The following is a 23,606-nucleotide window of genomic DNA, read 5'->3' as shown; positions in this document are numbered from 1 at the left end:
CGAAGGCTCACAGCCTTCTCGACCAGTAGTCCTCCCTACCGCGCGGTCTCTGGTGCAATGATGAGGGCATGGACGGCGAGAACACACTGACGGACACCGGCCCGATCGACTCGGGCCCAATCGATCGCGGGCTGGGCAGCGATTTCGACGACGACTTCGAACCGTGGAATCCATCGATCGATCCGACGCTGCCTGCCGATCGATACCTTGACCGTGAAATCAGCTGGCTGGCGTTCAACCAGCGTGTGCTCGAACTGGGCGAAGACCCGAGCATTCCCGTGCTCGAGCGCGCCAACTTCCTCGCGATCTTCGCCAGCAACCTCGACGAGTTCTTCATGGTGCGCGTCGCGGGGCTGAAGCGCCGCATCCTGACCGGGCTGGCCGTGCCGACGAATATCGGCCGTGCGCCACTGGATGTACTCGCCGATATCTCCGAGAAGGCGCATGAGCTGCAATTGCGTCACGCCGCCGCTTATCAAGACCTTGTCTTGCCGGCGCTGGCAGAGGCCGGCATCACGATCGCCAGCTGGGACAGCCTGGATGCAGGGGACCGCGCCCAGATGCGTGAGATCTTCTCGCAGAAGATCTTCCCCGTTCTGATGCCTTTGGCCGTCGACCCCGCACACCCCTTCCCCTACATCTCGGGCCTGTCATTGAACCTGGCCGTTCGGGTGCGCAACTCCCGTACCGGCAAGGAACAATTCGCGCGGCTCAAGGTGCCGCAGATGCTGCCGCGGTTCGTGCGCATCGATACGCGCGAGTCCGTGGACCAGATGCGCTTCATCATGCTCGAGGACCTGATCGCCAACCACCTTGGCGACCTGTTCCCCGGCATGGAGATCCTGGAGCACCACGTGTTCCGCGTCACCCGCAACGAGGATGTCGAGGTCGACGAAGACGAGACCGAGAGCCTCATCCAGGCGTTGGAGAAGGAACTTCTGCGTCGCAAATTCGGGCCGCCGATCCGCCTCGAAGTCACTTCAGACATGGATGACGTCACCCTCGGCCTGCTCGTTCGCGAATTGACGGTGACCGAACAAGAGGTCTATCGTCTGCCAGCCCCGCTGGATCTCGGCGGGCTGTTCGACCTGTCGAAGATCGAGCGCCCCGATCTGCACTACCCCAATCACGTGCCGACGACGGCAGCGGCGCTGATGCCGTCGGAGCCGAACGCGAAAGCCGACATCTTCGCGGCGATCGCGCGCCAGGACGTGCTGCTGCATCACCCGTATGAATCCTTTGCAACAAGTGTGCAGGCGTTCCTCGAGCAGGCGGCCTCAGACCCGTATGTGCTGGCCATCAAGCAGACCCTCTACCGCACCAGCGGCGACTCTCCGATCGTCGAAGCGCTTATCGACGCTGCCGAGGCCGGCAAACAGGTACTGGCGCTCGTGGAGATCAAGGCTCGCTTCGATGAGCAGGCCAACATCGAGTGGGCGCGCAAACTGGAGAAGGCCGGCGTGCACGTCGTGTACGGCATGGTCGGGCTCAAGACCCACTGCAAGCTCGCACTGGTTGTGCGGCAGGAAAAAGGTGTGCTGCGCCACTACAGTCACATCGGCACCGGCAACTACAACCCGAAGACAAGCCGGATCTACGAAGACTTCGGCCTGCTGACCACAGACGACCAGGTCGGCAAAGACCTCACCCGCCTCTTCAACGAGCTCTCCGGCTACGCCATCGAAAAGAAGTTCAAGCGACTGCTGGTCGCACCCCTCCACCTGCGCAAGGGTCTCGTCAAGGCGATCGAGAACGAACGCACGAATGCGGAGATCGGCAAGCCCAGCGGCATCCGCTTGAAGTTGAATTCGATCGTCGACGAGTCGATCATCGACGCGCTCTACCGCGCGAGTCGGGCCGGGGTGCCCATCGACCTGTGGGTGCGCGGCATCTGCGGGCTGAAACCCGGCCAGGAGGGCTACAGCGAGAACATTCGGGTGCGTTCGATCCTGGGCCGCTACCTCGAGCACTCCCGGATCTTCGCCTTCGAGAATGACGGCGACCCGCAGGTCTACATCGGCAGCGCGGACATGATGCACCGCAATCTCGACCGTCGGGTCGAGGCGCTCGTGAGGCTGACCGATCCGGCGCACATCACAGAACTTCTGACGTTGATCGACCGCGCAATGGACGAGCGAACATCGTCGTGGGCGCTGGAATCCGATGGCACCTGGATACGACACAGTGTCGACGAGCTTGGACATCCGCTCGACGATCTGCAGAATAGGCTCATGCAGCAGATCTCGCACCGTCCACGGCTGGGCTCGCGCCGGTGACCGAGACCGCGATCTACGCCGCGGGTGCGGTGTGTTGGCGCGTCATCGACGGCAAGATGCACATCCTCGTCATCCACCGCACGCGCTACGCCGACATCTCGCTGCCCAAGGGCAAGGTCGACCCGGGCGAGACGTTGCCGCAGACAGCGGTGCGTGAGGTCGCAGAGGAGACCGGACTGCGCGTTCGACTCGGCGTTCCGCTCGGGGTCACCCGCTACGTGATCTCCAGCGGTCGCGAAAAGTTCGTGCACTACTGGGCCGCCGAGGTGTCGGAGAAGGCGGTCGCTGCATCGACCTTCATGCCGAACGGCGAGGTAGCCGCGCTGGAATGGGTGACGATCAAGAAGGCCCGAAAATACCTCAGTTACGAACGCGACGTCGAACTGCTCAACACGTTCGCCGCCCTCGTCGACGAGGGCGTGACGAACACTTTCGCGATCATCGCGTTGCGTCACGGAAAGGCGGTTCCGCCGACGAATTGGGACGGTCCGGATGCGACGCGCCCGCTGACCGCACGCGGCGTCAGCCAAGCGGTCGGCAACGTTCCGACGATGGCGGCGTGGAAGCCGCAGAAGCTGATCACCAGCCCGGCGGTGCGCTGCGCCGCGACGGTCGCGCCGTTAGCCGCCGCCTATGGGCTCGGCGCCCACCGCGAACCCGGCATCAGCCAGGACGCCTATGAAGACGGGTCGGCCACCGTGCGTGACGTCGTCGGCAGGCGCGTGCGCAAATTGCGCACGACCGTGCTGTGCAGTCACGGCCCCGTGCTGCCGGACATCCTGCGCGAGATCGCCCTCGCAACAGGTACGACGATGGGCTCCTATATTCGCGAGGCCGCGGCGCTGGACACCGGTGGCTTCTCGGTGGTGCACCTGTCGACCTCGAACCCGGCGTCGGGCATCATCTCGATCGAAACGTACAGCCCGCGAGCGTAACGCAAGACGTTCGCGGCTAACACGTCGCCCCGCGTTAACCTTCCGTTCACCGAGAAGAGGCACCCTCGTCACGTGTGGGAAATAGCGTCGCTACCGGGTCAGCACCGGCCCGAACGACGACAACACGATTCCCGAAGGGTTCATCCGTGAATTTCAAGCGATTTGGCGCTCCCGTAGCCGTATTGGCCGTGGCGGCCCTCGCACTCACTGCCTGCGCGTCCAACGAGTCAGGCGGTTCAGCAAGCACAGCAACCACGTCGGCCGCAGCAGCCTTCTCCGGCACGCTCAACGGCATCGGCTCCTCCGCACAGGGCGCGGCGCAGACTGCCTGGGCCGCCGGCTTTCAGACCGCGAACAGCGGTGCGACGATCAACTACGACCCGCAGGGCTCCGGAGCCGGCCGCACGAGCTTCATCGGCGGGTCCGCCGACTTTGCCGGTTCGGATGCCGCCCTCAAGGACACCGAATTGAAGAGTGACTTCGTCGGATGCGCCGCCGGCAGTTCCGCGATCGACCTTCCGGTTTACATCTCGCCGATTGCGATCGCGTACAACGTGGACGGCCTGAAAGACCTCAAGCTCGACGCGGACACCATCGCAGGCATCTTCAGCGGTGCAATCACGAAGTGGAACGATCCGAAGATCGCCGCGCTCAACTCGGGCGCGACGCTGCCGGACGCAGCCATCACGGTCGTGCACCGTTCCGACGACTCCGGCACGACGCAGAACTTCACAGAGTACCTGGCCGCAAACGCGCCGAGCGTGTGGACCAAGCCGTCCGGGCAGACCTTCCCATACCAGGTCGGTGACGCGGCAAAAGGCACGTCCGGTGTCGCAGACGCCACCAAGGCCGCGAAGAACAGCATCACGTACATCGACGAGTCCGGCGCGGCCGGTCTCAGCATCGCACAGCTCAAGGTCGGCAGCGCATTCGTGAAGATCAGCGCAGCGGGCGCCGCCGACGTGGTCGCCAAGTCGCCGATTGCCAGCGGACGCACCGGCAACGACCTGGCAATCGCAATCGACCGCACGAACACCGACGCGAACGCGTGGCCGCTCGTGCTGGTGAGCTACTTCATCGCCTGCCAGCAGTACAAGGATGCCGCGAAGGCAACCCTGGTGAAGGGTTACGCGAGCTACATCGCCAGCGACGCCGGCCAACAGACTGCCGCGAAGTCTGCCGGATCCGCTCCGTTGTCCGCAACACTGGCAGCAAAGGTGGCAACGGCGATCGCCACCATCAAGTAGTCAAACCACGCGGTGTTGCCCGGGTCGAGCACGACCCGGGCACTGCGCAGCCCAGGCCCTGGCGCTGAAATCGCAGAACACCCCAGATCCGCGAGAAAGCGCAGCATGACCACGGAAACGACAGGTATCGAGCCAGCAGCGCCCGAGCCGGCAGACACCGAACTGAGTGGTAGCGGGCCGGCGGGCGCCGAACCGCGAGGTAGCGGGCCGGCCGGCACCGGTCCGACGCTTGCCGAAGCCGTGCGCACGGGCAAGGTCAAGGTTCGCCTCGGCGACCGGGTGTTCTCGATCAGCACCGTCGTGGCCGGTTCCGTCATCCTGGCCGTTCTCGCCGCTGTTGCGATCTTCCTGATCGTTCAGAGCATTCCGGCCCTCGTCGCCGGACCGAAGACGATGCCGAACAACGCGGCGAACTTCTGGGTCTATGTTGGCCCGCTGGTCTTCGGCACGATCTGGTCGGCCGCGATCGCGCTGCTCATCGCCACCCCGCTGTCCATCGGGATCGCGCTGTTCATCTCGCACTACGCCCCACGCCGCCTCGCTCAGACTCTCGGCTACATCGTCGACCTGCTCGCCGCGGTGCCGTCCGTTGTCTTCGGGCTCTGGGGCATCCTGACTCTCGCCCCGTTCGTGCAGCCGTTCTACGCCTGGCTGACAGACAACCTCGGCTGGTTTCCGCTGTTCGCGGGGCCGGTCTCCGGTACCGGCCGCACCATCCTGACCGCCGCCATCGTGCTTGCAGTCATGGTGCTGCCGATCATGACCGCGATGTGCCGCGAAATCTTCCTGCAGACACCGCGACTGCACGAAGAAGCCGCGCTCGCCCTCGGCGCGACCCGGTGGGAGATGGTGCGCATCGCCGTGCTGCCGTTCGGCCGCGCCGGCATCGTCTCCGCCGCAATGATGGGCCTCGGCCGGGCGCTTGGTGAGACCATGGCGGTCGCCATGGTGCTCTCTCCGGCCCTCGTCGTCAACTTCTTCCTCCTGCAGGCTCAGAACCCGAATACGATCGCAGCGAACATCGCGCTGCAGTTTCCCGAGGCATCCGGAATCAGCGTGAACGCGCTGCTCGCGACGGGTCTCGTGCTGTTCGTCGTCACCCTGCTCGTCAACGTGCTCGCCCGCTGGATCGTCGGGCGCCGCAAAGCCTTCTCGGGAGCGAACTGATGGCCACCGCAACGCTCACCGCCCGCCCGATCGGCAACGCGTTGACGGCGGGCAAGCTCCCCCGCGGCACCACCTGGATGGTGCTGGTCGGCAGCTGGGTGATCTTCGGCGCGATCTTCGCCGTGCTCGCTGCAAGCGGTGCTGCCGCGAGTTTCAACGTTGTCGGAGCAATCTTCTTCGGCACCATCCTGTTCGACGTCGTGCTCTACGTGCTTTCGCTTCTCGTCGAGGGCAGCCGAAAGGCCATCGACCGGCTGATCACCTCGCTGGTGGCGACCGCGTTCGTGATCGCCCTGCTTCCACTGATCTCCCTGCTCTGGACCGTCGTGGCCAACGGCCTCGCCCGGTTCGACGCGAACTTTTTCTCCGAGTCGATGCGCAACGTCATCGGCCCGGGCGGCGGCGCACTGCACGCCGTCGTCGGCACGCTGGAGGTGACCGGCATGGCCGCGCTGATCTCCGTGCCGATCGGCCTGCTGGCATCCATCTATCTGGTCGAATACGGTCGGGGCCACCTCGCACGCGGCATCACATTCCTGGTCGACGTGATGATGGGCATCCCCTCGATCGTCGCCGGCCTGTTCGCATACGCGCTGTTCGCGCTGATCTTCAATCAGCCCGGCATCCGCAGCGGCTTCATGGGGTCGATCGCGCTGTCTGTTCTGATGATCCCCGTCGTCGTGCGCTCCAGCGAGGAGATCCTGCGTCTGGTGCCGAACGAACTGCGTGAGGCATCCTTCGCACTCGGAGTTCCCAAATGGCTGACCGTGCTGAAGGTGGTGCTGCCCACCTCTCTCGCCGGGCTGACCACCGGCGTCATGCTCGCCGTGGCCCGCGTGATCGGTGAAACCGCACCGCTGTTGATCGTTGCCGGATTCACGGCGAGTATGAACTACAACCTGTTCAGCGAGCGCATGATGACCCTACCCGTGTTCGTGTACACCCAGTACGCGAACCAGGGCACACCCGCGTCTGCGTTCCTGGATCGCGCCTGGGCGGGTGCGCTCACCCTGATCATCATCGTGATGCTGCTGAACTTGATCGGCCGCATCGTCGCCAAGGCGTTCGCGCCGAAGTACGGCCGCTGAAGTCTCGCCAATCAAACCGAAGGAACACACCGTGTCCAAGCGCATCGAGGTCCGCGACCTCAACGTGTACTACAGCAAGTTCAAGGCCGTCGAGGGCGTCGAGCTGACGATCGAACCGCGCACCGTCACCGCGTTCATCGGACCGAGCGGATGCGGCAAGTCCACCTTCCTGCGCACCCTCAACCGCATGCACGAGGTGATTCCCGGCGCCCGCGTCGAAGGCGAGGTGCGCATCGACGGCAATGACCTGTACGGCCCCGGGGTCGACCCCGTGCTTGTGCGCCGCCAGGTCGGCATGGTCTTTCAGCGGCCGAATCCGTTTCCGACGATGTCGATCCGCGACAATGTGCTCGCCGGTGTCAAGCTCAACAACCGGCGGATGCCCAAGAGCGAGCAGGACGACCTCGTCGAGAAGTCACTGCAACGCGCGAACCTGTGGAACGAGGTCAAGGATCGTCTGAGCATCCCCGGCTCCGGCATTTCAGGCGGGCAGCAGCAACGCCTGTGCATCGCCCGCGCGATCGCGGTCTCCCCCGATGTGCTGCTGATGGACGAGCCGTGCTCAGCACTTGACCCGATCTCCACGCTGGCCATCGAGGACCTGATCGAGGAGCTCAAGCAGGAGTACACGATCGTCATCGTCACCCACAACATGCAGCAGGCATCGCGCGTCTCTGACCGAACCGCGTTCTTCAACATCGCAGGCACCGGCAAGCCGGGCAAACTCATCGAATACGGCGATACCGTCTCGATCTTCTCGAACCCGACCGTCCAGGCAACGGAAGACTACGTCTCCGGTCGCTTCGGGTAGCCTCCGCCACGGTGGTCGAGTAGCGCATGAGCGTAGCGACCCTCAGCACCGGTGGTCGAGTAGCGCATGAGCGTAGCGAATACGCGTATCGAGACCCGCGGGCGCGACCGCCCTCAGCACCGGTGGTCGAGTAGCGCATGAGCGCAGCGAATACGCGTATCGAGACCCGCAGGCGCGACCGCCCTCAGCACCGGTGGTCGAGTAGCGCATGAGCGCAGCGAATACGCGTATCGAGACCCGCGGGCTCGGCGACCCTCGGTCTCGATACGCCCGCTCGCTACGCTCGCGGGCTACTCGACCAGCGGGGCGCACAGAAAGGCGGCGTTACCGGGGGTCTTCTCCGCCCAGTAACGCCGCGGTCTCTCGCGTGGTGGCGCCCGTGCGATCGTGCGTCACAACGTCTCTGTATTGTGCCCTGTTCCGGCCGCGAGTGCATCTTTTCGAGTCTGCAGCGACCTGGGTCGGCTATTTCTGGGGCTTCGCTCAGAGCGCACGAACAGACATCGCGGTGTGAATCAGGGTCGTCTACACTTGAACACGGCCGGGCCGCAGTAACCCCGGGCTCCAATATTTGCCGCTCCGAGCGGCCTCCCGCCGAGAGGCGTTCTGCGGCCCGACTATTCGAGCGAGTCCTCGCGCCAGAGTCGCGCGCATCCGGCCAGCTCTGTGGCAGTCTCTGAAAAGCGCAGGGCACGTGTGGTGAGTTCGCTTGAGCGCGTCGGCTCCGTCGCATCCAAATCGTCTGCAACGCTGGTGCAACCGGCCGCTGTGACGCGACAGAATGCGGCTGCGCGTTCGAGGGCGATTGCGAAGTCGCCCTCGAATAGACCGCGCAGGATGCGATCGGCCAGCTCCGTGATTTCCGCCGGCCCGGTCGGGGTCGGGGCCCCTGCAATGACCGGGTCGATCGTCGTCGTGATCTCGACGCCGCGCTGGAACAGAAAGCTCGTGCCCTCTGGATCCTGCCGGATCAACAGCCGCAACAGATAAATGCGCCAGAGGGCGCCAGGAAGGCTCCGCGCCGATGACCGCGCCCATAGCTCCGCTATCGCGTCGATTCCGTTCTCGTCGGTGAACGCGACGAGCCGATCGACGACCTCCGCGTCGGGCTGGGCCCGCACTCTCGTGAGTAGTGCGTGCGCAGTTTCGTGAGCGATCCGCATGGTCTCAGCCGGGTCGTCCGCACCGCGCCACGAGTCAAACCTGCTGCCCGAGAACAGAGTCGGCTTGTGGAAGTCATCCGCCATCGTGTGTCCTCCCAACTGCCCGGCTCCTGCGCGCAATCGCCATTCAGACAATCATCGCAGGCGCAGCCTCGCAACGCCGCTGCCGAACGTGCTGTGTGAAACGACATGGCGAATTCGCGATAGATTAACGGGTGCGCGCCTGTAGCTCAGTTGGTAGAGCATCGGACTTTTAATCCGCGGGTCGTGGGTTCGAGCCCCACCGGGCGCACCACACACACTGCTTCGAAGCGGACACGGCTTCGAAGCCCTGGGTTTGCCGTGCGCCGTCGAACGCGAGCGCGCATGGTTGCGGCATCGGCACCTCGGGGGAGCTAGTGCTCGAGTTCGGGGTGCGCAAGCGCGAGCTTTTGCTCGCGCTGCTCCTGTCGGGTGTTCTGCAGCCCGGCGGCCACCGCCCAGATCGAGATCGGAATGAAAATCACGAATCCGAATGCGAACAAGATGAATTCCACGGATGCTCCTTTACTGCGTGATACCGCTTGAATCGAAGGTTTCGGCGCCGAGCGACACGACCATCACCAATCATGCCCGATAAACTGCCGCGCATCCCAACATCCGACAGCGAGCTTGGCGGAACGAGTTAGTTGATAGTGTGACAATAAAGTGAGCTTCATCGTCAGTAGGGAATGAGCACCGATGGCCGGTACGAAGGCAGCGCGATCGACAGGGGCCGCAACGACCCGGTCCCTGGCACAGGTCAACCGGACTGCGATCATCGAACTGCTTCGCAACTCGGGTGCCCTGTCGAAGCGCGAAATCTGCCGGCGGACGGGCTTAAGTTCTGCAACGGTCAACCGCCTCACCGCAGCGCTGCTGGACGAGCGCATTATCGCTGTGGCGGGAAGTGAGCCATCCAGTGGGGGCCGGCCATCGTTGCTCCTGCGGTACGCAGGTCGGGCGCGGTCGGTGGCATCCGTTCAGGTTCATGCGGAGCGGGCATCCGGAGTGCTGGTGGATTTGGAGGGCCGAATCGTTTTCCGGCGGGACGTCGCCCTGGAAGACAGCACCGGGCCCGACGTGCCGGCCGAACACAAACTTGAAGTGCAAGAACGCCAGTTGGCCTCGATCGGGGACCTGCTGCGCTACCTGATCGCCGCCGCCGACCGGATGTCTGCACCGTGCGTCGCCCTCTGCGTTGCGGTTCCAGGAACCGTGCTGCCACCCAACGGACTCGTGGCGAGCATGCCGGAGATCGGCTGGGACGAGATACCGCTCGGGCGCATTCTCGGCGCGGAATTCGATCTGCCGCTCGTCGTCGCAAATGACGCCGATGCTCTGGCGTTCGGGGAGTTGCGCCGCGGTTCCGGGCGGGGTTCCACAAGCCTGGTGGCCTTGCTCCTGAATCGCGGGCTCGGCGCCGGCATCATCACCAACGGCGAGTTGTACCTCGGCGCGACCGCGAACGCGGGCGAGGTTGGCTACCTGCTCATGGATCGCTCGGCGTTCGGGCGCTCCTACGGCGAGCACGGCGACCTCGAGGACCGCATCGGATCAGCGGCGATCACCCGGCAGGCCCGAGAACGCGGCATCCCCGTGCCGGATGGCACTCTCACCACCGCAGAGGAAATCCTGGCGCTGGCCTCGAACGGCGACCGGGCGGCGCAAGAACTGGCCACCGAGATCGTCGACATGATCTCGATGGCGGTCGCCGCTCTGGTGATCATCCTGGACCCGGAGCTGGTCGTCATCGCCAGCACCTTCGGCAATGCCGAAGCGCTCGTCCCGGAGATCCAGCGACGGCTCACGGGGCGCATCATTCGGGTGCCACGGATCGAAGTTGCGGCGTTTAGAGAGGACGCTGTGCTGATCGGCGCCGCTGAGCTGGCCGCTGCCGAGGTCAACAACTTCGCGTACCTGTCGTACTGACGAACTCGCCGACGCCGCACGCCGCGCCTTGACAACCGGCGAACGGCGTGGATATGCTCGGGTTACTTCTTATCAGTCCGATAAGAAAGTGATTCAACACGGGAGTTGATGTGATCGTCGGCATCGATCTGGGCGGTACCAAGACGCATGTGCGCGCCGAGTCCGACGACAACGTGCTACTTGACCTGAGCGTTCCGACGAAGGACTGGCTGCAGGGCACCTTGCTCGCGCACGACTCCAACGCCGAACGCCTGCTCGGACTGTTCGCCCACCTCGACGGTGCGGATGCCGCCCCCCTCGCCATCGGGGCGCACGACTTGGACAGCCGCCACCAAATCGATCAGTTCAGCGCGCTCCTGACCGCTGCCCGCGTCGGACCGGTGATCGCGGTGAACGACGTCGAGCTCGTCGCGCTCGCTGCCGGACTCGACGAGGCCGTCTCGGTCATCGTCGGCACAGGGTCCAAGGTCGTCGGACACAGCGCGAGCGGCCATGTTGTGGCAGCAGGCGGGCACGGCTACCTGCTCGACGACCCGGGAAGCGCACCGAGCCTCGCGCGCGAGGCTGTTCGGGCGGTGACGGATGCCGACGACGAGGGCAAAGAACCGGATCGCCTCGCGCTCCGGCTGATGGAGCACTTCGGTGTCGACGACGTCGCGGTGATGGCGGCCGAATTCACCGCGAACGCGAGTCTGGCAGCCTGGGCGCGGCTCGGACCGCTGGTGTTCAACTCCGCGGACCAGGGAAGCGCCATCGCCGCGCAGATCATCGACGAGGCTGCGTGCATCCTGGCGCGGGATGTTGCGCGCGTGCACGCGCGAGGCGCAGTCGGCGTTGACGTGGTGTGCGCGGGCGGCGTGATCACGAACCAGCCTCGCCTGTACCGGGCACTGACTCGGCACATCGAAGCACTCAATCTCGGGCTGGCGGTCAGCCTGCTGGCCGACCCGCCCGTCATCGGAGCCGTCGCACTCGCGCGACGACTCGTCACACAGGGCAGTACAAGACAGCGCAACACAACACAGGGCAACACAACGCACAGCACAGAATTCGAAAACCAATCAACGATGTCTGGGTTCGGAGGAACACATGAAGTCAAGTAAGAGGCGCATTCGGCGCATAGTCAGCGGGATCGCGGTTACAGCGGCGATCACGCTCGTCATCTCCGGTTGCAGCGTGACCGGAGCAGGGTCCGTCACGGGGGCAACCGGCGACAACAGCGGAACGATCAATGCACTGTTCATGAAACAGGCCGGCTATTCCGACACCGACATCAACGCCATGATCGCAGCGTTCGAGAAGAAATACCCGAAGATCAAGGTGAATCCGACCTACGTGGCATACGAGGCGCTTCACGACAAGATCGTCACGTCTGCGCCGGCAGGTACCTACGATGTCGTGCTCACCGACGTCATCTGGCCGGCCGAGTTCGCATCCAAGGGCCTGATTGCGAACCTGACCGCGAAGTTCCCGGCCAGCTGGAAAGACACCATGCTCGGCGGCGCACTGTCGACGGCCCAGTACAAGAATCAGTACTACGGCGTGCCGTGGGGGCCATCGACGAAACTGTTCTTCTACAACAAGGACATGTTGGCCAAGGTCGGAGCGACCGGCGCTGATGTCACGACGTGGGCGGGCGTTCTCGACGTGGCGAAGAAGCTGAAGGCCCAGGGCGTTGTGCAGTATCCGCTGTCCTGGAGCTGGTCCCAAGCCGAAGCGCTCATCTGCGACTACGCGGTGATCCTCGGCGCTTTCGGCGGGAGCTTCACCGATTCGTCGGGCAAACTCGATGTCAACAACGCGCAGGGTGTGCAGGCACTGACCTGGATGCGACAGACCATCACGGATGGTCTCACCGACCCCGCGTCGCTGACCTACCTTGAGAACGACACCGACAAGTCGATGGCTGCGGGCAAGACAGCAATGGAGTTGAACTGGGAGTCGACCTACGCCGACCTGAACAACTCGAGTATCTCGTCGATCGTCGGCCAATCCGCCGTCACCGTGCCGCCCACCGGACCGACCGGCCTCAACCCGGGCGTCAACGGTTCGATGGCGCTGTCGATCCCGACCGGCTCGAAGAACCAGGCCGCCGCTTGGACTCTGATCAAATATCTGACGAGCGAGCCGGTGCAAGACAAGTACACCGAAGGGTGGCTGCCAAACTGGAAGGCAAGCTACACGAAGACGGCCATCACGAAGTCGAATCCCGATGTCTTCGCCGCGGGAAGCAAGGCCTATGATTCGATGATCAACCGCCCAGAAGTGCCTGACTACAACGCGGTTTCGCAGATCCTGCAAGTGCAGTTGCAGAAGGCTCTGCTCGGCAGCGAATCACCTCAGAAGGCGCTCGACGATGCGGTCGCGCAGGCAGCCAAGGCTGGTTCCTAACCCGTGATGACGGTTGTAAGCACGAAGAAGAGCGCACCGCTCGCGACGGTGCCGCGACAGAAGAAACGGCATCGTGACCGGCAGGGCAGGTTGGCCTTTTGGCTGCTCCTACCGGCCGCGGTGGTGGTCTTCGGGGTCGTGATCTACCCGATCTTCCGCACCGTGTTCGTGTCGCTGTTCGAGGTCAACTCCGCGCTTGCAACCGTCACCCCGTTCGTCGGGATCGGCAACTACTTCAATGCCCTGTCCGAGCCGCAGTTCTGGGACTCGCTTGGTCGCACGCTCTATTTCACGATCGTCTCGACCGCTCTCGAACTCGTGATCGGGCTGTTCGTTGCAATCCTGCTCAACGCGAAGCTGAAGGCACGCTGGCTGTTCCGCACGATCGTGGTCATTCCGTGGGCGATCCCGACGATCGTCAACGCCGCGATGTGGAAGGGCATCTACAACGCGCAGTATGGAGCACTCAACGCGTTGCTCACGCAACTCGGCATCATGAAGGAATACAAGGCGTGGCTCGGTGACCCGTTCACGGCGCTGAACGCGGTGATCGTTGCGGATGCGTGGAAGACGATTCCACTCGTCGCATTTTTCCTGCTCGCCGGGCTCACCACCATCCCGGGTGAGTTGTATGAGGCGGCGCAGCTCGATCGAGCGGGTTGGCCGCGCATCTTCCGCTCGATTGTGCTGCCGATGCTGGTGCCCGCTATTTCGATCGTCCTCGTGCTGCGCACCGTCGAAGCGTTCAAGGTGTTCGACATCATCTACGCGATGACGGGCGGCGGGCCGGTCAACGGAACCTCGACGATCGCTTTCTACGCATATGAGCGAGCGTTCTCCGACCAGAACTTCGGGCTCGGTTCGGCCATCGCCGTCATCATCGTGATCGTCATCCTGGCGCTGACGGCGATCTATCTCCGACTGCTGCGCCGGTCAGAAATGAGCTTGCTATGAGGCGCCCGATATGAAGAGAAAACACGCATGAAGCGAAAAACGCGCAATTCGGTCCTGCTGCACATCGGTGCTTTCGTCGTCGCGGTGTGCTGCCTGGCCCCGGTCGCCTACATGGTGCTGGCGAGCATCACTCCGCAGCGAACGCTCATCACGACGCCGCTGCGCTGGATCCCGCAATTCTTCGATTTCAGCCGGTACGCCACAATCTTCGGGGGCGGCGCGAACGGCGTGGGCGCGGCATTCCGCGCGGCGTTGTTCAATTCGACGGTGGTCGGTGTCGCGACCGTGATCATCTCGATGATCGTGGGCATCCTTGGAGCGTATGCGTTCGCACGATTGCGCTTCCGTTTCCGGCGCGCTGTGCTGCTGCTCTTCCTCGGCACGTACATGCTGCCGCAGATCGCGTTGCTGATCCCGCTCTACCTGATACTGAATTCGCTTGGTCTGCTGAATACCCGCACGGGTCTGATCCTGGTCGACTGCTCACTCGTCGTGCCGTTCGTACTGTGGATCCTGAGCAACTATTTCGTGACGATTCCCGAGGAGTTGGAAGAGGCCGCGCGCATCGACGGCACGTCGCGCCTCGGCGCCCTGTTCTACGTTGTGCTGCCTGCCGCACGCCCGGGCATCTTCGCAGCCGTCATGTTCGCGTTCCTTCTCGCCTGGGATGAGTTCATGTACGCGCTGATCTTCACCTCGAGCAATGCCGCAAAGACCCTGCCGGTCGCCATCAGCGAGTTCGCGGGGCGTTACACGACCGACTTCGGTCTGGTCTCGGCCGGCGGCCTGATCGCGGCAATTCCGCCGCTGATCATCGCCATCATCTTCCAGCGCTACATCGTCAGCGGCCTCGGCGCCGGATCCGTCAAGGGGTGACCATGGAGACTGTGCCGTTCCTCACCGCCGTGCACTCGCAACCGGTGCAGCTCGAACGTGCTCGCACAGCGTTTTTGGGCGACCTGGGCGCCGCGCGGCTGCGACCGTGGCTGCCGAAGGAGACCATCGCCATCGTCGCGATGGGCGCGTCGCACAATGCCGGCCACGCGCTGGTTGCCGTCTTGGCCGCCATTGGAATCCGCGCGGTCAATCTGACCGCGTCGGATGTTCTGAACGGCGCACCCGGCTTTCAACCGGCCGATCACTATCTGATCGTTTCCGAGTCGGGGCGTAGCCCTGAGCCCCTCGAAGCGGCCAGGAGGCTTGCGCCGGCCGAGCGGATCGGCATCACCAACGTGCGCGGGTCACAGCTTTCCGAGACGGTCGACACGATTCTGACCCTGGGCGGCGTGCCGGATTCGGCCGTGTACACCGTCGGCTACACGGCGACGCTGCTGTCGTTCGCGCTGCTGTTGGATCATCTGGGCCTCACCTCGACACCGGATGCCATGGCTCGCGTTCCCGCGACCGTCGCCGGTGCTCTCCAATCGCTCACCCCGAGCGCGAATGCGATTGCCGAAGTCATCGCCGGAGCCGGCAGCGTCGATGTCATCGGGCAGGGCGCCTCGTACGCCAGTGCCGCGGAGTTCGCGTTGATGTGCCGGGAAGGCATTCATCTGCCGGCCACCGCATACAACACGCTTGACTACCTCCACGGCCCGATCGAAGCGGCATCACCCGCCTGTGCGGTCGTCGCATTCGGCGCTGGGCGCGAACGCACCATCCCCGAGTCCATTCCCGGGGCACTCCTCGAGGCCGGCGTACCGGTCATCCTGGTGACCTCGGGAGCGGCGGGATCGGGCGCGGAGAGATCGGGCTCGGTGAGCTCGGGCGCGGTGAGCTCGGGCGCGGGATCCGCAGTGGCCGGCCACGGGCATCCGCTCTTGACGGTAGTCGATCTGCCCGAAGAATCGGATGCGTTTGTGCGGACGATCGTCGAGACGGTGCTGTGCCAGCTGGTTCTGGCCAGGGCCGCCGAACTGCGCTCGCAGACGATCGGTGATTTCAGCTTCAAGGGGCTCGGCACCAAGCTGCCGCCGGCCGACGCCTGACGGCACGCGGTCAGCCGAGCGGGTCGCCGAGGCTCAGCTCCCAGATCGCGAGGCCATGCACGCTGTACCGTGCGGCGAGCTGTGTGCGTTCGGCCAGGGTGCGCGCATCCGACCACCAGAGCACCGTGCTGTCGTCGAGCGTAGCGGTCCACTCGTCCTGCATCACGTCGAAGTGGGCAGCTTCCGCGCCGCGGCGACTGTCAGTTGAGTTCCGTCCGTGCCGTCGCCGGGCCATGTGTACGCATATTCGGCGACACCGAGGTCGATCTTGTCTCGCGGAACGCCGGTGTCGATGAGAGCGGCGAGCGCCCTCTTCACCCACGGTGTCCCTGCGATCGGTCCGACGCCGTTCCAGGTCGGACCGTGTTCGTCGTAGCCATCAGCACGAAGCGGCCGACGGATGCGCTCAGTGCCTCAACCTGATAGCCCGCGTCTGCATACCCCGCGGCCGTGTCTGCTGCCATCAGTGCGATCGAGATGGTGTCCCGAGCAGGCAGTGCCGCGCGGAGCTCTGCCGCGAATGCGGTGAGGCCGTCGCCGTTGGACGCGTGCATCGACTCCAGATCGAGCTGCACTCCGTCGAACCCGCCGGCCTTCGCTTTCGCGACGAGCTCGGCAACGACTGCGGCACGGTTGGCCGGACTGCTGAGCACGTTCGTTGCGATCGCCGGCGAGAAGTCGCCGACGCCGTCGTCGTAGTTGCTCAACAGCAGTTCTGCCTTGACGCCGTGCGCGTGGGCCGCAGTTACGATCGGGACTGCGGATGCGGGGGTGGCCGTTAATCCTGCGCCGATCCGTGGCTTCCGTCACCCTGTCTGGTGCCGTGCTCCGACCCGGTGCCCTCCCCGGACCCAACAGCGCTCGCGCAAGCGGCCAGCGACAGCGCGAGAACCGCCGTCCCCGTGAGGACGATCACTCGACGCGCTTTCACGAGCCGCAGCGCTCGACCCTCACGCCCCGTACTGTCAATGCCGGTCACCCCTGTCCTGTCTCATCTAAGTTAGGGCAATCTCACTACAGATGTTGCATTGCGTGGTTCTGTCTCAAATTTGTTGAGGCAGCGGCCTAGTTCCACGGGATCTCGACCGCCGGTGCCGCCTTGCGAGCGTTCTAGAACGTGCCGTCGACGGCCGAATTCCCTCGCTCAGCTGGGACAAGCGCAACGGGTGGTGCGGTGGTTTTCGATCCCTCAGGAGATCTTGCGGCCGAGTCGGCCGCCATTGCGGAGCCACTGCACTTTGCCGTTGGCGTCACGGATGAAATTGCTCCGCGCCGCCAGCGGGTTGCCGTCGCTGTCGTACGGGCGTACGTAGTCGTCGCGATAGAGAGCCAACTCCGGCGCGCCGCCGGTCGGCGGCTCGAGTTCCTTGCCATTCTCATCCAGCCCGCTCATGCGCAGGCGCCCATTGTGGGCGGTGAGCTGGAGCGTGCTGGTCTTCGTGATCGGCTTCGCGCCGGTGCCGTCGATCTCCTGGAACCTGTAGCGGCCCACATACGGTGCCAGGTCAGCAGCCGACAACTTCTTTGGGTCCGCGGGCGGATTGTGAAGGCCGGCAAACCGTGACAGCGCCCAGTCGTTGTTGAGCAGCTCCCCGACCGCGGGGTTGCCCGTGGAGGAATTGGTCAGCAAGGTCATGGCGAAGTCGCGGCCGGGCACGAAGAGGAACCCGGACTCGTAGCCGGGCCAGGAGCCGCCGTGCTGCACGATGGTGACCCCCTCGGCGCTGGGCACCAGCATCCAGGTCACCCCTATCCCGGTCAGCTCCATCAACAGGGTGCCACCGGGGCCGGGGTTTGAGCGCATCGCCTTCAGCGCGGCCGGGCTGAGGATCTGCTTTCCGTCCGCGGCAACCCCCGTGCCGGCAAGGTGGAACCGGGCATAGGCCAACTGATCCCGTGCGCTGGAGAGCAGCCCGCCAATCGAGTTCAAGGAGCGCGGCAGGTAGAAGTCCGACCGGTTCACCACGGCTTTGCCCGGCACTTCCTGGGCAGCCGGCACCTGCTGGTGGGGGGCGGCGAACCGGTAGCCGATCATCTCGTCGGCGAAGAACCCGGTGTGTGCCAGCTTCAACGGGTCCAGGACCAACGAGCGCGCCGCATCCTCATAGGTGGATCCGGTGACGACCTCGATGATGCGGCCGGCCACGCCGATCGCGGTGTTGTTGTACTGGAACGTCGAGCCCAGCGGTGTCTGCTGCGGAACCCTCGCCACCCCGGCGACGTACTCGGCCAACGCGTTATCGCCCCGCCCGTAGTCGACCAAGTTGTCGCCCAACCATCCCGGGCTGTGGTTCAGCAGCTGCCGCACCGTCACCTGCCACGCCACGGACGGGTCGGAAGTGGCGAAATCGGGCAGGTAGGTGCGCACCGGCGCATCCAGGCCGACCTTGCCCTGCTCGACCAGGCGCATCATCGCCGTCCCGGTGACCGTCTTCGTCGTCGACCCGATCCGGAACAGGGTGTCCCCGGTCACCGGCTGCGGGTCTTCCACATTCGTCACCCCGAACCCGCGCACATGCTCGGCACCCTTGTACCAGACGCCCACCGCCGACCCGGGCACCTTGTACTTCTTCATCAACGCCAGGATCTTGGCGTCCAGCTCCGCGAACAATGTCGATGCGGATGCCGATGCTGGCGCCCCCGATGCCGCCTTCGACGCCGACGCCCCCGCGGAGGCCGTCCCGGGCGTGCACGCCGCCAGCGTCGCCGCAGCGCCCGCCAGCACAGCAGACCCTGCCACACCCCGGATCAGGGCACGACGCGACAACACTCGCGGCCCAGCGCCCACGGGCGCCGCCCCGCCACCCGACTCGGCCGCATCGTCGATCCCGGCCGAGGCCCCGGCGCCGCCCGCGGCTCGTGTGCCCGCCTCGTGTGCCGCCTTCTCAACCATCCTGCACGCTTCTCTCGTCCCTCGGCCCCAGCCGCGGGAGTCGTGAAGCATCCCGGGTTTCATGCCACCGGTTTGTTGGCGGCATCACAGGTTGATCGGCCGTCGTGCTGACCTTAGCAGTTCCTGAGAATTCCTTGGGCAGGAGGTTCCCGAGGGAGTGCAGCCGCTGCGTTGCCGTAAGCGTCGCCGACGGTCTCGATGGGGGCGCGGGCCCTCCAGCTCGGGCGTGTCGCGCTGAACGGACGGTGAGCGGGCGCAGAATTGGGTGCTTGAGGAACGGCCAATTGTCAGGGTTCGCCGTCTGGGACGGGTGCCCGAGTGGGGGCCGCGCCGCCTGCCGTAACGGCGACACCCTCGTTGTCGCTAAGCTCGACCGGCCGGCCCGATCCCTCCGCGATGCGAAGGACATCGTCGACGAACTCGCTGTCAAAGGTGTCAAACTCAGCATCGGCGGATCCGTCCACGATCCGACCGACCCGATCCGGCCATCCGGGAACAACGAACCTTTCAACAGACTCGTCTACCGTGTCATTGAGAACGACCTCGTAATCCTCCAGACACGATTCCACTACGACGACTAACGTTCGACAGCTTTCGGCGGGCGGATAACGCTCCGCAAACGGAACGCTGACCGGGCCCACAACGGGGGCGGAGTACCTGGTCTCAGGGTGGGCGTATCCTGAGGCCGCTGCCTTGAGGCGGCGCTGAAGCTGGTTGCCCGCTGGCTGACCCTATGGTGAGGTTCGATTAAGTCGCGTATGTGCACTACCACTCCGATGCCCAGATCGATCGTGAGGATGCCCCGCATGCCAGAATTCAACAATGCGATCCGATTGACCGCAGCGGGGTTGGCCGTGGCATGCCTGTTGGTGCTGACGGCCTGCACAGGGGCGGGTGTGACTGCGGCACCCACGCGGACGGCGGCCGTCAACGGGGCAGGCGCCGGCGGTAGTGGAGCTCTGCCCGGTTACCGGCAGGCGACCAAGGATCAGCTCTCGCCATTGATCATCACCACGCTCGCACCGGCGCCGATCCCGGTCAAGGGATCGGACAACAAATTTCACGTGGCATACGAACTCAGCGTTTTCAACGACGCACCGCGGGATGCGACGATGACGAAGATGGAGACCATCGCCGGAAACGACCGCGGCAAGGTCATCGCGACGTTGGATCAGGAACAGGTCGCGGGCAATACCATACTGACCGGTGACTATTCGCCTGCGATGTTAGGGTCGACGGATATTCCGGCCGGCCGGGCCGCGATTATCGTTCTCCGGGACGTCTATCCGACCAAGAAGTCCGTTCCGGCAACATTCACACATCGCATCAGTGCAACTCTCCCGTTGTGATCGGGCCGCCGCTGATCGGCGACAACTGGGTGGCGTTCAACGGGCTGAGCTCCCAATCGCTCAACGCGCACAGTATGACGCCGATACCGATCGGCGGCCGGATCAACGGTGCGGAACGGTTCGCCATCGACTTCATCCGCATCGACCCGAAAGCGCCGAAGGGCACAGAGCCGATCCAAGGCAGCTATAGCGGTGACCTGAGCCGGAACACCAGTTATCACGCGTTCGATCAGCCGCTGATCGCGGTCGCCAACGCCAAAGTCGTCACGGTGGTTTCGGACCGGCCGGATGGGACACCGAATTCGGCAATACAGTTAGAGTTGCCGACTGACCAGTTGCCGGGAAACGAGATCATCTTGGATCTGGGTCACGGAATCTATGCTCTGTACGCCCATTTGAAGCAAGGGTCTGCTGAAGTGAAAGTCGGCGAGACCGTCAAGAAAGGTCAGGAGATCGGGCGGCTGGGCAACTCGGGCAGCTCGACCGAGGCGCATCTGCATTTCCAATTGCAGGCTGGCCCCTTGCCGCTGACATCCGATAATGTGCCATGGGTGATCGACACATTCACGGCCGCCGGCACGTTGGGGCCGGGCGGCGTCGTGAAGACTCCCACTCCGGGACCGCGCACCGCCGAGCTACCGGTCGGCGATAGCATTTCAAACTTCGCCGCGCTGAGTCGGTAGGAGAACCGTTACAGCAGGGGAGTCATGGTGAGCGCGCCTCGAGTCATCATGGGAATCGCGGTACTCGCCGCGCCCGTTCGCCCAAACGTCCCCGTCCGCAACGGCCGGGTTGGTGTTCGTCGACGCGTTCGGCCCGAACATCAAGCAAGTGTTCGGCGCTCAGTGGCCTGCCTACGCCGAGACCCTCAACAAACCGGGGACCGCCCTCGATGATCAGCCCGACTGGGAGACCGTTGACGCGGACGAGGCCACTAGTGCAATTCAGAACGGCGGCCCGCTGCCGAACGTGCCAGCCGCCGTGATCAGCAAGACCGAACCGTTCGGTGTCTCACCTACTGTTCCGGCGGCGCTGACCCAAACCCTGGAACGAGCGTAGCCCCAGGTGCAGGACGCCCTGATCACGCTCAAGCCCAACACGCCCAACGTGTTCGCGACCGGCAGCGACCACTACGCGCAAGTCTGCGATCCCGACCTCACCAGCAGCATGATCCGGTTAGTCCTTGAGCGTCACAAGCGCATCGACGCACATTAGCGGATCGCGCACGCAGCAGACAAGCACCGGTTGATCCCTTTTCGACGCAGGACTGCTGGTCAACCGCTAATCGGCCGAGCGGACAGCCTTTCGCTCGTATTGACATGCGTGAACGGCGTCCGCAAGACGGACGATCAACGGGCGGCAATTCAAGCCGTCGCGACAATACATTCGAGACCGCGTTTTGATGCAGATCGCGTGCCCGGTGGGGAACCTTCAGCGGGCACTTTTCGAACGACAGTGAAATTGCGCTTGAGTTCGCGATTCGATCCATCACCGGTGGCCGCAAGCGGACCCCGTGCTGCAACTGCAACGGGGAGGTCGCGAAGGATGTCACTCGGGCGTTCCAGCACCCGAATGTTCAATTTGTCTAGAGGGATTGACACGAATCATCAAGGCCACTAGGGTTGCCGGGTGACGAAGCAGGCGGTGCTCAAAAGGATCAAGGCGGCAGCGAAGTCTGCCGGCTTGGAGTATCGGGAGGTCGAGTTGACGCGTCACAGAGGCATCATCGTGGGCCAGAGCGCAGCACGATCGGTCGGCATTCGGAAGTCCCGGACGGTACCGCACGTGCCGTCTGGAAGCAGTTTGAGAACGAATTGGGAGAGGGGTGGTGGAAGTGACCACGTACACGTCACGGGCGCACCGCAAGGGTGAATGGTGGATCATCCAGTGCGATGAAGCGCCGGGCGCGATCTCGCAGGTAAGGCGGCTGACCGAAGCCGCCGTCGCACAGCGGGAGGCAATCGCATTCGTGCTCGACGTACCGACAGCCGAGGTCGACGTGCACTTGGTGCCGACCATCACACCGGAGATTGATGCCGAGATTGCCGAGCTGCGCGACCTGCGTGCCGAGGCGGCCGACCGCGAAACCCGCGCCTGGCAGCTCAGCCGCTCCCTGGCTCGCCGACTCAAGGATGAGGGATACACCGTGCGGGAGGCCGCCGTCATGCTCGGCGTCTCGCCCCAACGGGTTGATCAGATCCTCAAACCCGCGCGCACTACCGAGCGCAAAACGGCAAGCTAACCAGCCAGGAACGCGAACCACGTGCAGCGTATTGCTCGGTTAAGGCCGCACCCTCCACTCAAATTCAGCACCATCCACGCAACCGTCATCGCGGCACTCGTCCCAGGTCGAACCAGTCCTTATGAGGGACGCCCAGCGAGCGGGAATTCAGCATTCTTTCCGGGGCAGATTTGAGAGCGTTCATCGCTTCGCGCGCCGCCCACAAGCGGAACGTCGAGCGCGCCGGGGCCAGAGGAGATCGAGTCAACGCCCTCGCGCAACTCTGGCAGCTGCGCGATCACCGCGGCCGCGGTCAGTTGTCGTTTGAGGAAGAACACCTCGCTACGAAGCTCCGTGGAGCCGTGGTTCGCGGGCGCTGCTGCGATCGTCGCGGCAAGCTCATCTCTCGACCGGACAATTGTAGGAATCGGAGTATCGAAGCGTTGCCGCAACATCCGTTCAAGTGCGGCCTCCAGGTCTGCACCACCCGGCGAGACTGATGCGAACAGAACGTTGCCGCTCTGAATGTGCGTACGAACGCCCTCGTATCCGGCTTCGCGAAAGCAATTGGCGAGGGCTCGCATGCTGATCAGGCTCTTGCCGCCGACGTTAATCCCTCGCAGCAGCGCAACGTATTTGACCATCACCGAACGATGGCGGCGACGGCACCAATTTCGACCAGCGGGCCCGGAACACCCAACCCAGCGACCCGAGCCCCCGTCACCAAGGCAGGCTCGTCCGAAGCGAGCGCAGGTGCGATCGCTCCATACGCCGCTGCTAGGTCAACCCCGTCGACGAACAGTACCGTCCACTGCACGACGTCTTCGATAGTCGCGCCAGCTGCGGCCAGCGCAGTCTTGGCGTTCTCCAGGGCGCGAGTTGACAGTGCCGCGACGTCGCCTTCGCCGACTAGCGAGCCATCGACCGCGACCGAGTTCTGGCCGCCAACGTAGATCGTGGTTGCACCGGCCGGCACAACGGCGACATGGCTGAAGGCTGGACTGTGGACAAGCCCCTCCGGGCGAATGCGTTCAATATGCAAATCTCACGATGGCATGGACTACCGACATAAGCCATCGCGCCAGACGGTCCCGATGCGCCCGTAGGCCGGACGATTATCGGGCGGCATTTCCGGGCATCGTGACCATGCACTCGAGACCGCGTTTCGATCCA

The 23,606-nt window shown here is 64.3% G+C and carries 26 protein-coding genes and 1 tRNA gene; 19 read left to right on the top strand and 8 right to left on the bottom strand.

What is annotated here, in order from left to right:
- Nucleotides 1-68: 68 nt before the first annotated feature.
- The 6 genes from QU604_RS05135 (at nucleotide 69) to pstB (ending at nucleotide 7,524) form a co-directional block, all read left to right on the top strand.
- Nucleotides 69-2,276 (top strand): RNA degradosome polyphosphate kinase, encoded by a 2,208-nt coding sequence (locus QU604_RS05135; protein ID WP_308467719.1) that lies wholly within the window; start codon nucleotides 69-71, stop codon nucleotides 2,274-2,276.
- Nucleotides 2,273-3,211: an NUDIX hydrolase gene (locus QU604_RS05130; protein ID WP_308467717.1), complete on the top strand. Its 939-nt coding sequence runs from the start codon at nucleotides 2,273-2,275 to the stop codon at nucleotides 3,209-3,211. Before QU604_RS05135 ends, QU604_RS05130 begins: the two co-directional genes overlap by 4 nt.
- A 146-nt stretch (nucleotides 3,212-3,357) precedes the next feature.
- On the top strand, nucleotides 3,358-4,458 hold the full coding sequence (gene pstS, locus QU604_RS05125) for a phosphate ABC transporter substrate-binding protein PstS (protein WP_308467715.1): 1,101 nt from the start codon (nucleotides 3,358-3,360) through the stop codon (nucleotides 4,456-4,458).
- Between the two features lie 105 nt (nucleotides 4,459-4,563).
- Nucleotides 4,564-5,625 carry a phosphate ABC transporter permease subunit PstC gene (pstC, locus tag QU604_RS05120; protein WP_308467713.1) on the top strand — a complete coding sequence of 354 codons (1,062 nt, stop codon included), beginning with the start codon at nucleotides 4,564-4,566 and terminating at the stop codon, nucleotides 5,623-5,625.
- Nucleotides 5,625-6,713 (top strand): phosphate ABC transporter permease PstA, encoded by a 1,089-nt coding sequence (pstA, locus tag QU604_RS05115; RefSeq protein ID WP_308467712.1) that lies wholly within the window; start codon nucleotides 5,625-5,627, stop codon nucleotides 6,711-6,713. Before pstC ends, pstA begins: the two co-directional genes overlap by 1 nt.
- A gap of 31 nt (nucleotides 6,714-6,744) precedes the next feature.
- Complete coding sequence (gene pstB / locus QU604_RS05110) at nucleotides 6,745-7,524, top strand: phosphate ABC transporter ATP-binding protein PstB (protein ID WP_308467711.1); 780 nt, start codon at nucleotides 6,745-6,747, stop codon at nucleotides 7,522-7,524.
- A gap of 617 nt (nucleotides 7,525-8,141) precedes the next feature.
- Here pstB and QU604_RS05105 read toward each other — a convergent pair.
- Nucleotides 8,142-8,771: a DNA-directed RNA polymerase subunit beta gene (locus tag QU604_RS05105; RefSeq protein WP_308467710.1), complete on the bottom strand. Its 630-nt coding sequence runs from the start codon at nucleotides 8,769-8,771 to the stop codon at nucleotides 8,142-8,144.
- A gap of 135 nt (nucleotides 8,772-8,906) precedes the next feature.
- On the opposite strand from QU604_RS05105, the gene QU604_RS05100 reads away from it, so the two are divergent.
- Nucleotides 8,907-8,982 (top strand) — tRNA-Lys (locus tag QU604_RS05100).
- Nucleotides 8,983-9,082: 100 nt separating this feature from the next.
- Here QU604_RS05100 and QU604_RS05095 read toward each other — a convergent pair.
- Nucleotides 9,083-9,223: a hypothetical protein gene (locus QU604_RS05095; RefSeq protein WP_308467709.1), complete on the bottom strand. Its 141-nt coding sequence runs from the start codon at nucleotides 9,221-9,223 to the stop codon at nucleotides 9,083-9,085.
- A 184-nt stretch (nucleotides 9,224-9,407) separates the two neighbouring features.
- On the opposite strand from QU604_RS05095, the gene QU604_RS05090 reads away from it, so the two are divergent.
- From QU604_RS05090 to QU604_RS05065, 6 genes are all read left to right on the top strand, one after another.
- Nucleotides 9,408-10,637 carry an ROK family transcriptional regulator gene (locus QU604_RS05090; protein WP_308467708.1) on the top strand — a complete coding sequence of 410 codons (1,230 nt, stop codon included), beginning with the start codon at nucleotides 9,408-9,410 and terminating at the stop codon, nucleotides 10,635-10,637.
- 110 nt (nucleotides 10,638-10,747) lie between these two features.
- A complete protein-coding gene (locus QU604_RS05085; RefSeq protein ID WP_308467707.1) occupies nucleotides 10,748-11,740 on the top strand; it encodes an N-acetylglucosamine kinase in 993 nt (330 codons plus the stop codon).
- On the top strand, nucleotides 11,727-13,028 hold the full coding sequence (locus QU604_RS05080) for an extracellular solute-binding protein (RefSeq protein ID WP_308467706.1): 1,302 nt from the start codon (nucleotides 11,727-11,729) through the stop codon (nucleotides 13,026-13,028). The genes QU604_RS05085 and QU604_RS05080 overlap by 14 nt, the downstream gene beginning before the upstream one ends.
- A 6-nt stretch (nucleotides 13,029-13,034) precedes the next feature.
- Nucleotides 13,035-13,982, top strand: coding sequence for a carbohydrate ABC transporter permease (locus QU604_RS05075; RefSeq protein ID WP_308467705.1), 948 nt, complete (start codon nucleotides 13,035-13,037; stop codon nucleotides 13,980-13,982).
- Nucleotides 13,983-14,009: 27 nt separating this feature from the next.
- On the top strand, nucleotides 14,010-14,858 hold the full coding sequence (locus QU604_RS05070) for a carbohydrate ABC transporter permease (RefSeq protein WP_308467704.1): 849 nt from the start codon (nucleotides 14,010-14,012) through the stop codon (nucleotides 14,856-14,858).
- A 2-nt stretch (nucleotides 14,859-14,860) separates the two neighbouring features.
- Nucleotides 14,861-15,970 (top strand): SIS domain-containing protein, encoded by a 1,110-nt coding sequence (locus QU604_RS05065; RefSeq protein WP_308467703.1) that lies wholly within the window; start codon nucleotides 14,861-14,863, stop codon nucleotides 15,968-15,970.
- A gap of 10 nt (nucleotides 15,971-15,980) precedes the next feature.
- Here QU604_RS05065 and QU604_RS05060 read toward each other — a convergent pair whose 3' ends face one another.
- From QU604_RS05060 to QU604_RS05045, 4 genes are all read right to left on the bottom strand, one after another.
- Nucleotides 15,981-16,136 carry a hypothetical protein gene (locus QU604_RS05060; RefSeq protein WP_308467702.1) on the bottom strand — a complete coding sequence of 52 codons (156 nt, stop codon included), beginning with the start codon at nucleotides 16,134-16,136 and terminating at the stop codon, nucleotides 15,981-15,983.
- A complete protein-coding gene (locus tag QU604_RS05055) occupies nucleotides 16,133-16,288 on the bottom strand; it encodes a hypothetical protein (protein WP_308467701.1) in 156 nt (51 codons plus the stop codon). The genes QU604_RS05060 and QU604_RS05055 overlap by 4 nt, the downstream gene beginning before the upstream one ends.
- Nucleotides 16,285-16,677, bottom strand: coding sequence for a glycosyl hydrolase family 18 protein (locus tag QU604_RS05050; RefSeq protein WP_345784276.1), 393 nt, complete (start codon nucleotides 16,675-16,677; stop codon nucleotides 16,285-16,287). The genes QU604_RS05055 and QU604_RS05050 overlap by 4 nt, the downstream gene beginning before the upstream one ends.
- A 482-nt stretch (nucleotides 16,678-17,159) precedes the next feature.
- Nucleotides 17,160-18,863, bottom strand: a complete 1,704-nt coding sequence (locus QU604_RS05045) for a serine hydrolase domain-containing protein (protein ID WP_308467700.1) — start codon at nucleotides 18,861-18,863, stop codon at nucleotides 17,160-17,162.
- 269 nt (nucleotides 18,864-19,132) lie between these two features.
- On the opposite strand from QU604_RS05045, the gene QU604_RS22145 reads away from it, so the two are divergent.
- The 6 genes from QU604_RS22145 to QU604_RS05015 all read left to right on the top strand — a co-directional run bounded on the left by QU604_RS22145 (nucleotide 19,133) and on the right by QU604_RS05015 (nucleotide 22,454).
- Complete coding sequence (locus tag QU604_RS22145; protein ID WP_409349997.1) at nucleotides 19,133-19,444, top strand: recombinase family protein; 312 nt, start codon at nucleotides 19,133-19,135, stop codon at nucleotides 19,442-19,444.
- Nucleotides 19,445-19,669: 225 nt separating this feature from the next.
- A complete protein-coding gene (locus tag QU604_RS05035; RefSeq protein WP_308467699.1) occupies nucleotides 19,670-20,212 on the top strand; it encodes a hypothetical protein in 543 nt (180 codons plus the stop codon).
- Complete coding sequence (locus QU604_RS05030; RefSeq protein WP_308467698.1) at nucleotides 20,209-20,895, top strand: M23 family metallopeptidase; 687 nt, start codon at nucleotides 20,209-20,211, stop codon at nucleotides 20,893-20,895. Before QU604_RS05035 ends, QU604_RS05030 begins: the two co-directional genes overlap by 4 nt.
- 112 nt (nucleotides 20,896-21,007) lie before the next feature.
- A complete protein-coding gene (locus QU604_RS05025) occupies nucleotides 21,008-21,271 on the top strand; it encodes a hypothetical protein (protein WP_308467697.1) in 264 nt (87 codons plus the stop codon).
- A 6-nt stretch (nucleotides 21,272-21,277) separates the two neighbouring features.
- A complete protein-coding gene (locus QU604_RS05020) occupies nucleotides 21,278-21,427 on the top strand; it encodes a hypothetical protein (RefSeq protein WP_308467696.1) in 150 nt (49 codons plus the stop codon).
- A 619-nt stretch (nucleotides 21,428-22,046) separates the two neighbouring features.
- On the top strand, nucleotides 22,047-22,454 hold the full coding sequence (locus tag QU604_RS05015) for a hypothetical protein (RefSeq protein ID WP_308467695.1): 408 nt from the start codon (nucleotides 22,047-22,049) through the stop codon (nucleotides 22,452-22,454).
- Between the two features lie 119 nt (nucleotides 22,455-22,573).
- On the opposite strand, the gene QU604_RS05010 is transcribed toward QU604_RS05015, so the two are convergent.
- Nucleotides 22,574-23,077 carry a DUF1697 domain-containing protein gene (locus tag QU604_RS05010; RefSeq protein ID WP_308467694.1) on the bottom strand — a complete coding sequence of 168 codons (504 nt, stop codon included), beginning with the start codon at nucleotides 23,075-23,077 and terminating at the stop codon, nucleotides 22,574-22,576.
- Nucleotides 23,077-23,475 (bottom strand): Rid family hydrolase, encoded by a 399-nt coding sequence (locus tag QU604_RS05005; protein ID WP_409349996.1) that lies wholly within the window; start codon nucleotides 23,473-23,475, stop codon nucleotides 23,077-23,079. The genes QU604_RS05010 and QU604_RS05005 overlap by 1 nt, the downstream gene beginning before the upstream one ends.
- Nucleotides 23,476-23,606: the final 131 nt, after the last annotated feature.

The organism is Rathayibacter sp. SW19, from assembly GCF_030866825.1.
Taxonomy (GTDB): domain Bacteria; phylum Actinomycetota; class Actinomycetes; order Actinomycetales; family Microbacteriaceae; genus Rathayibacter_A; species Rathayibacter_A soli.
This window is presented reverse-complemented; position numbering and strand designations above follow the sequence as displayed.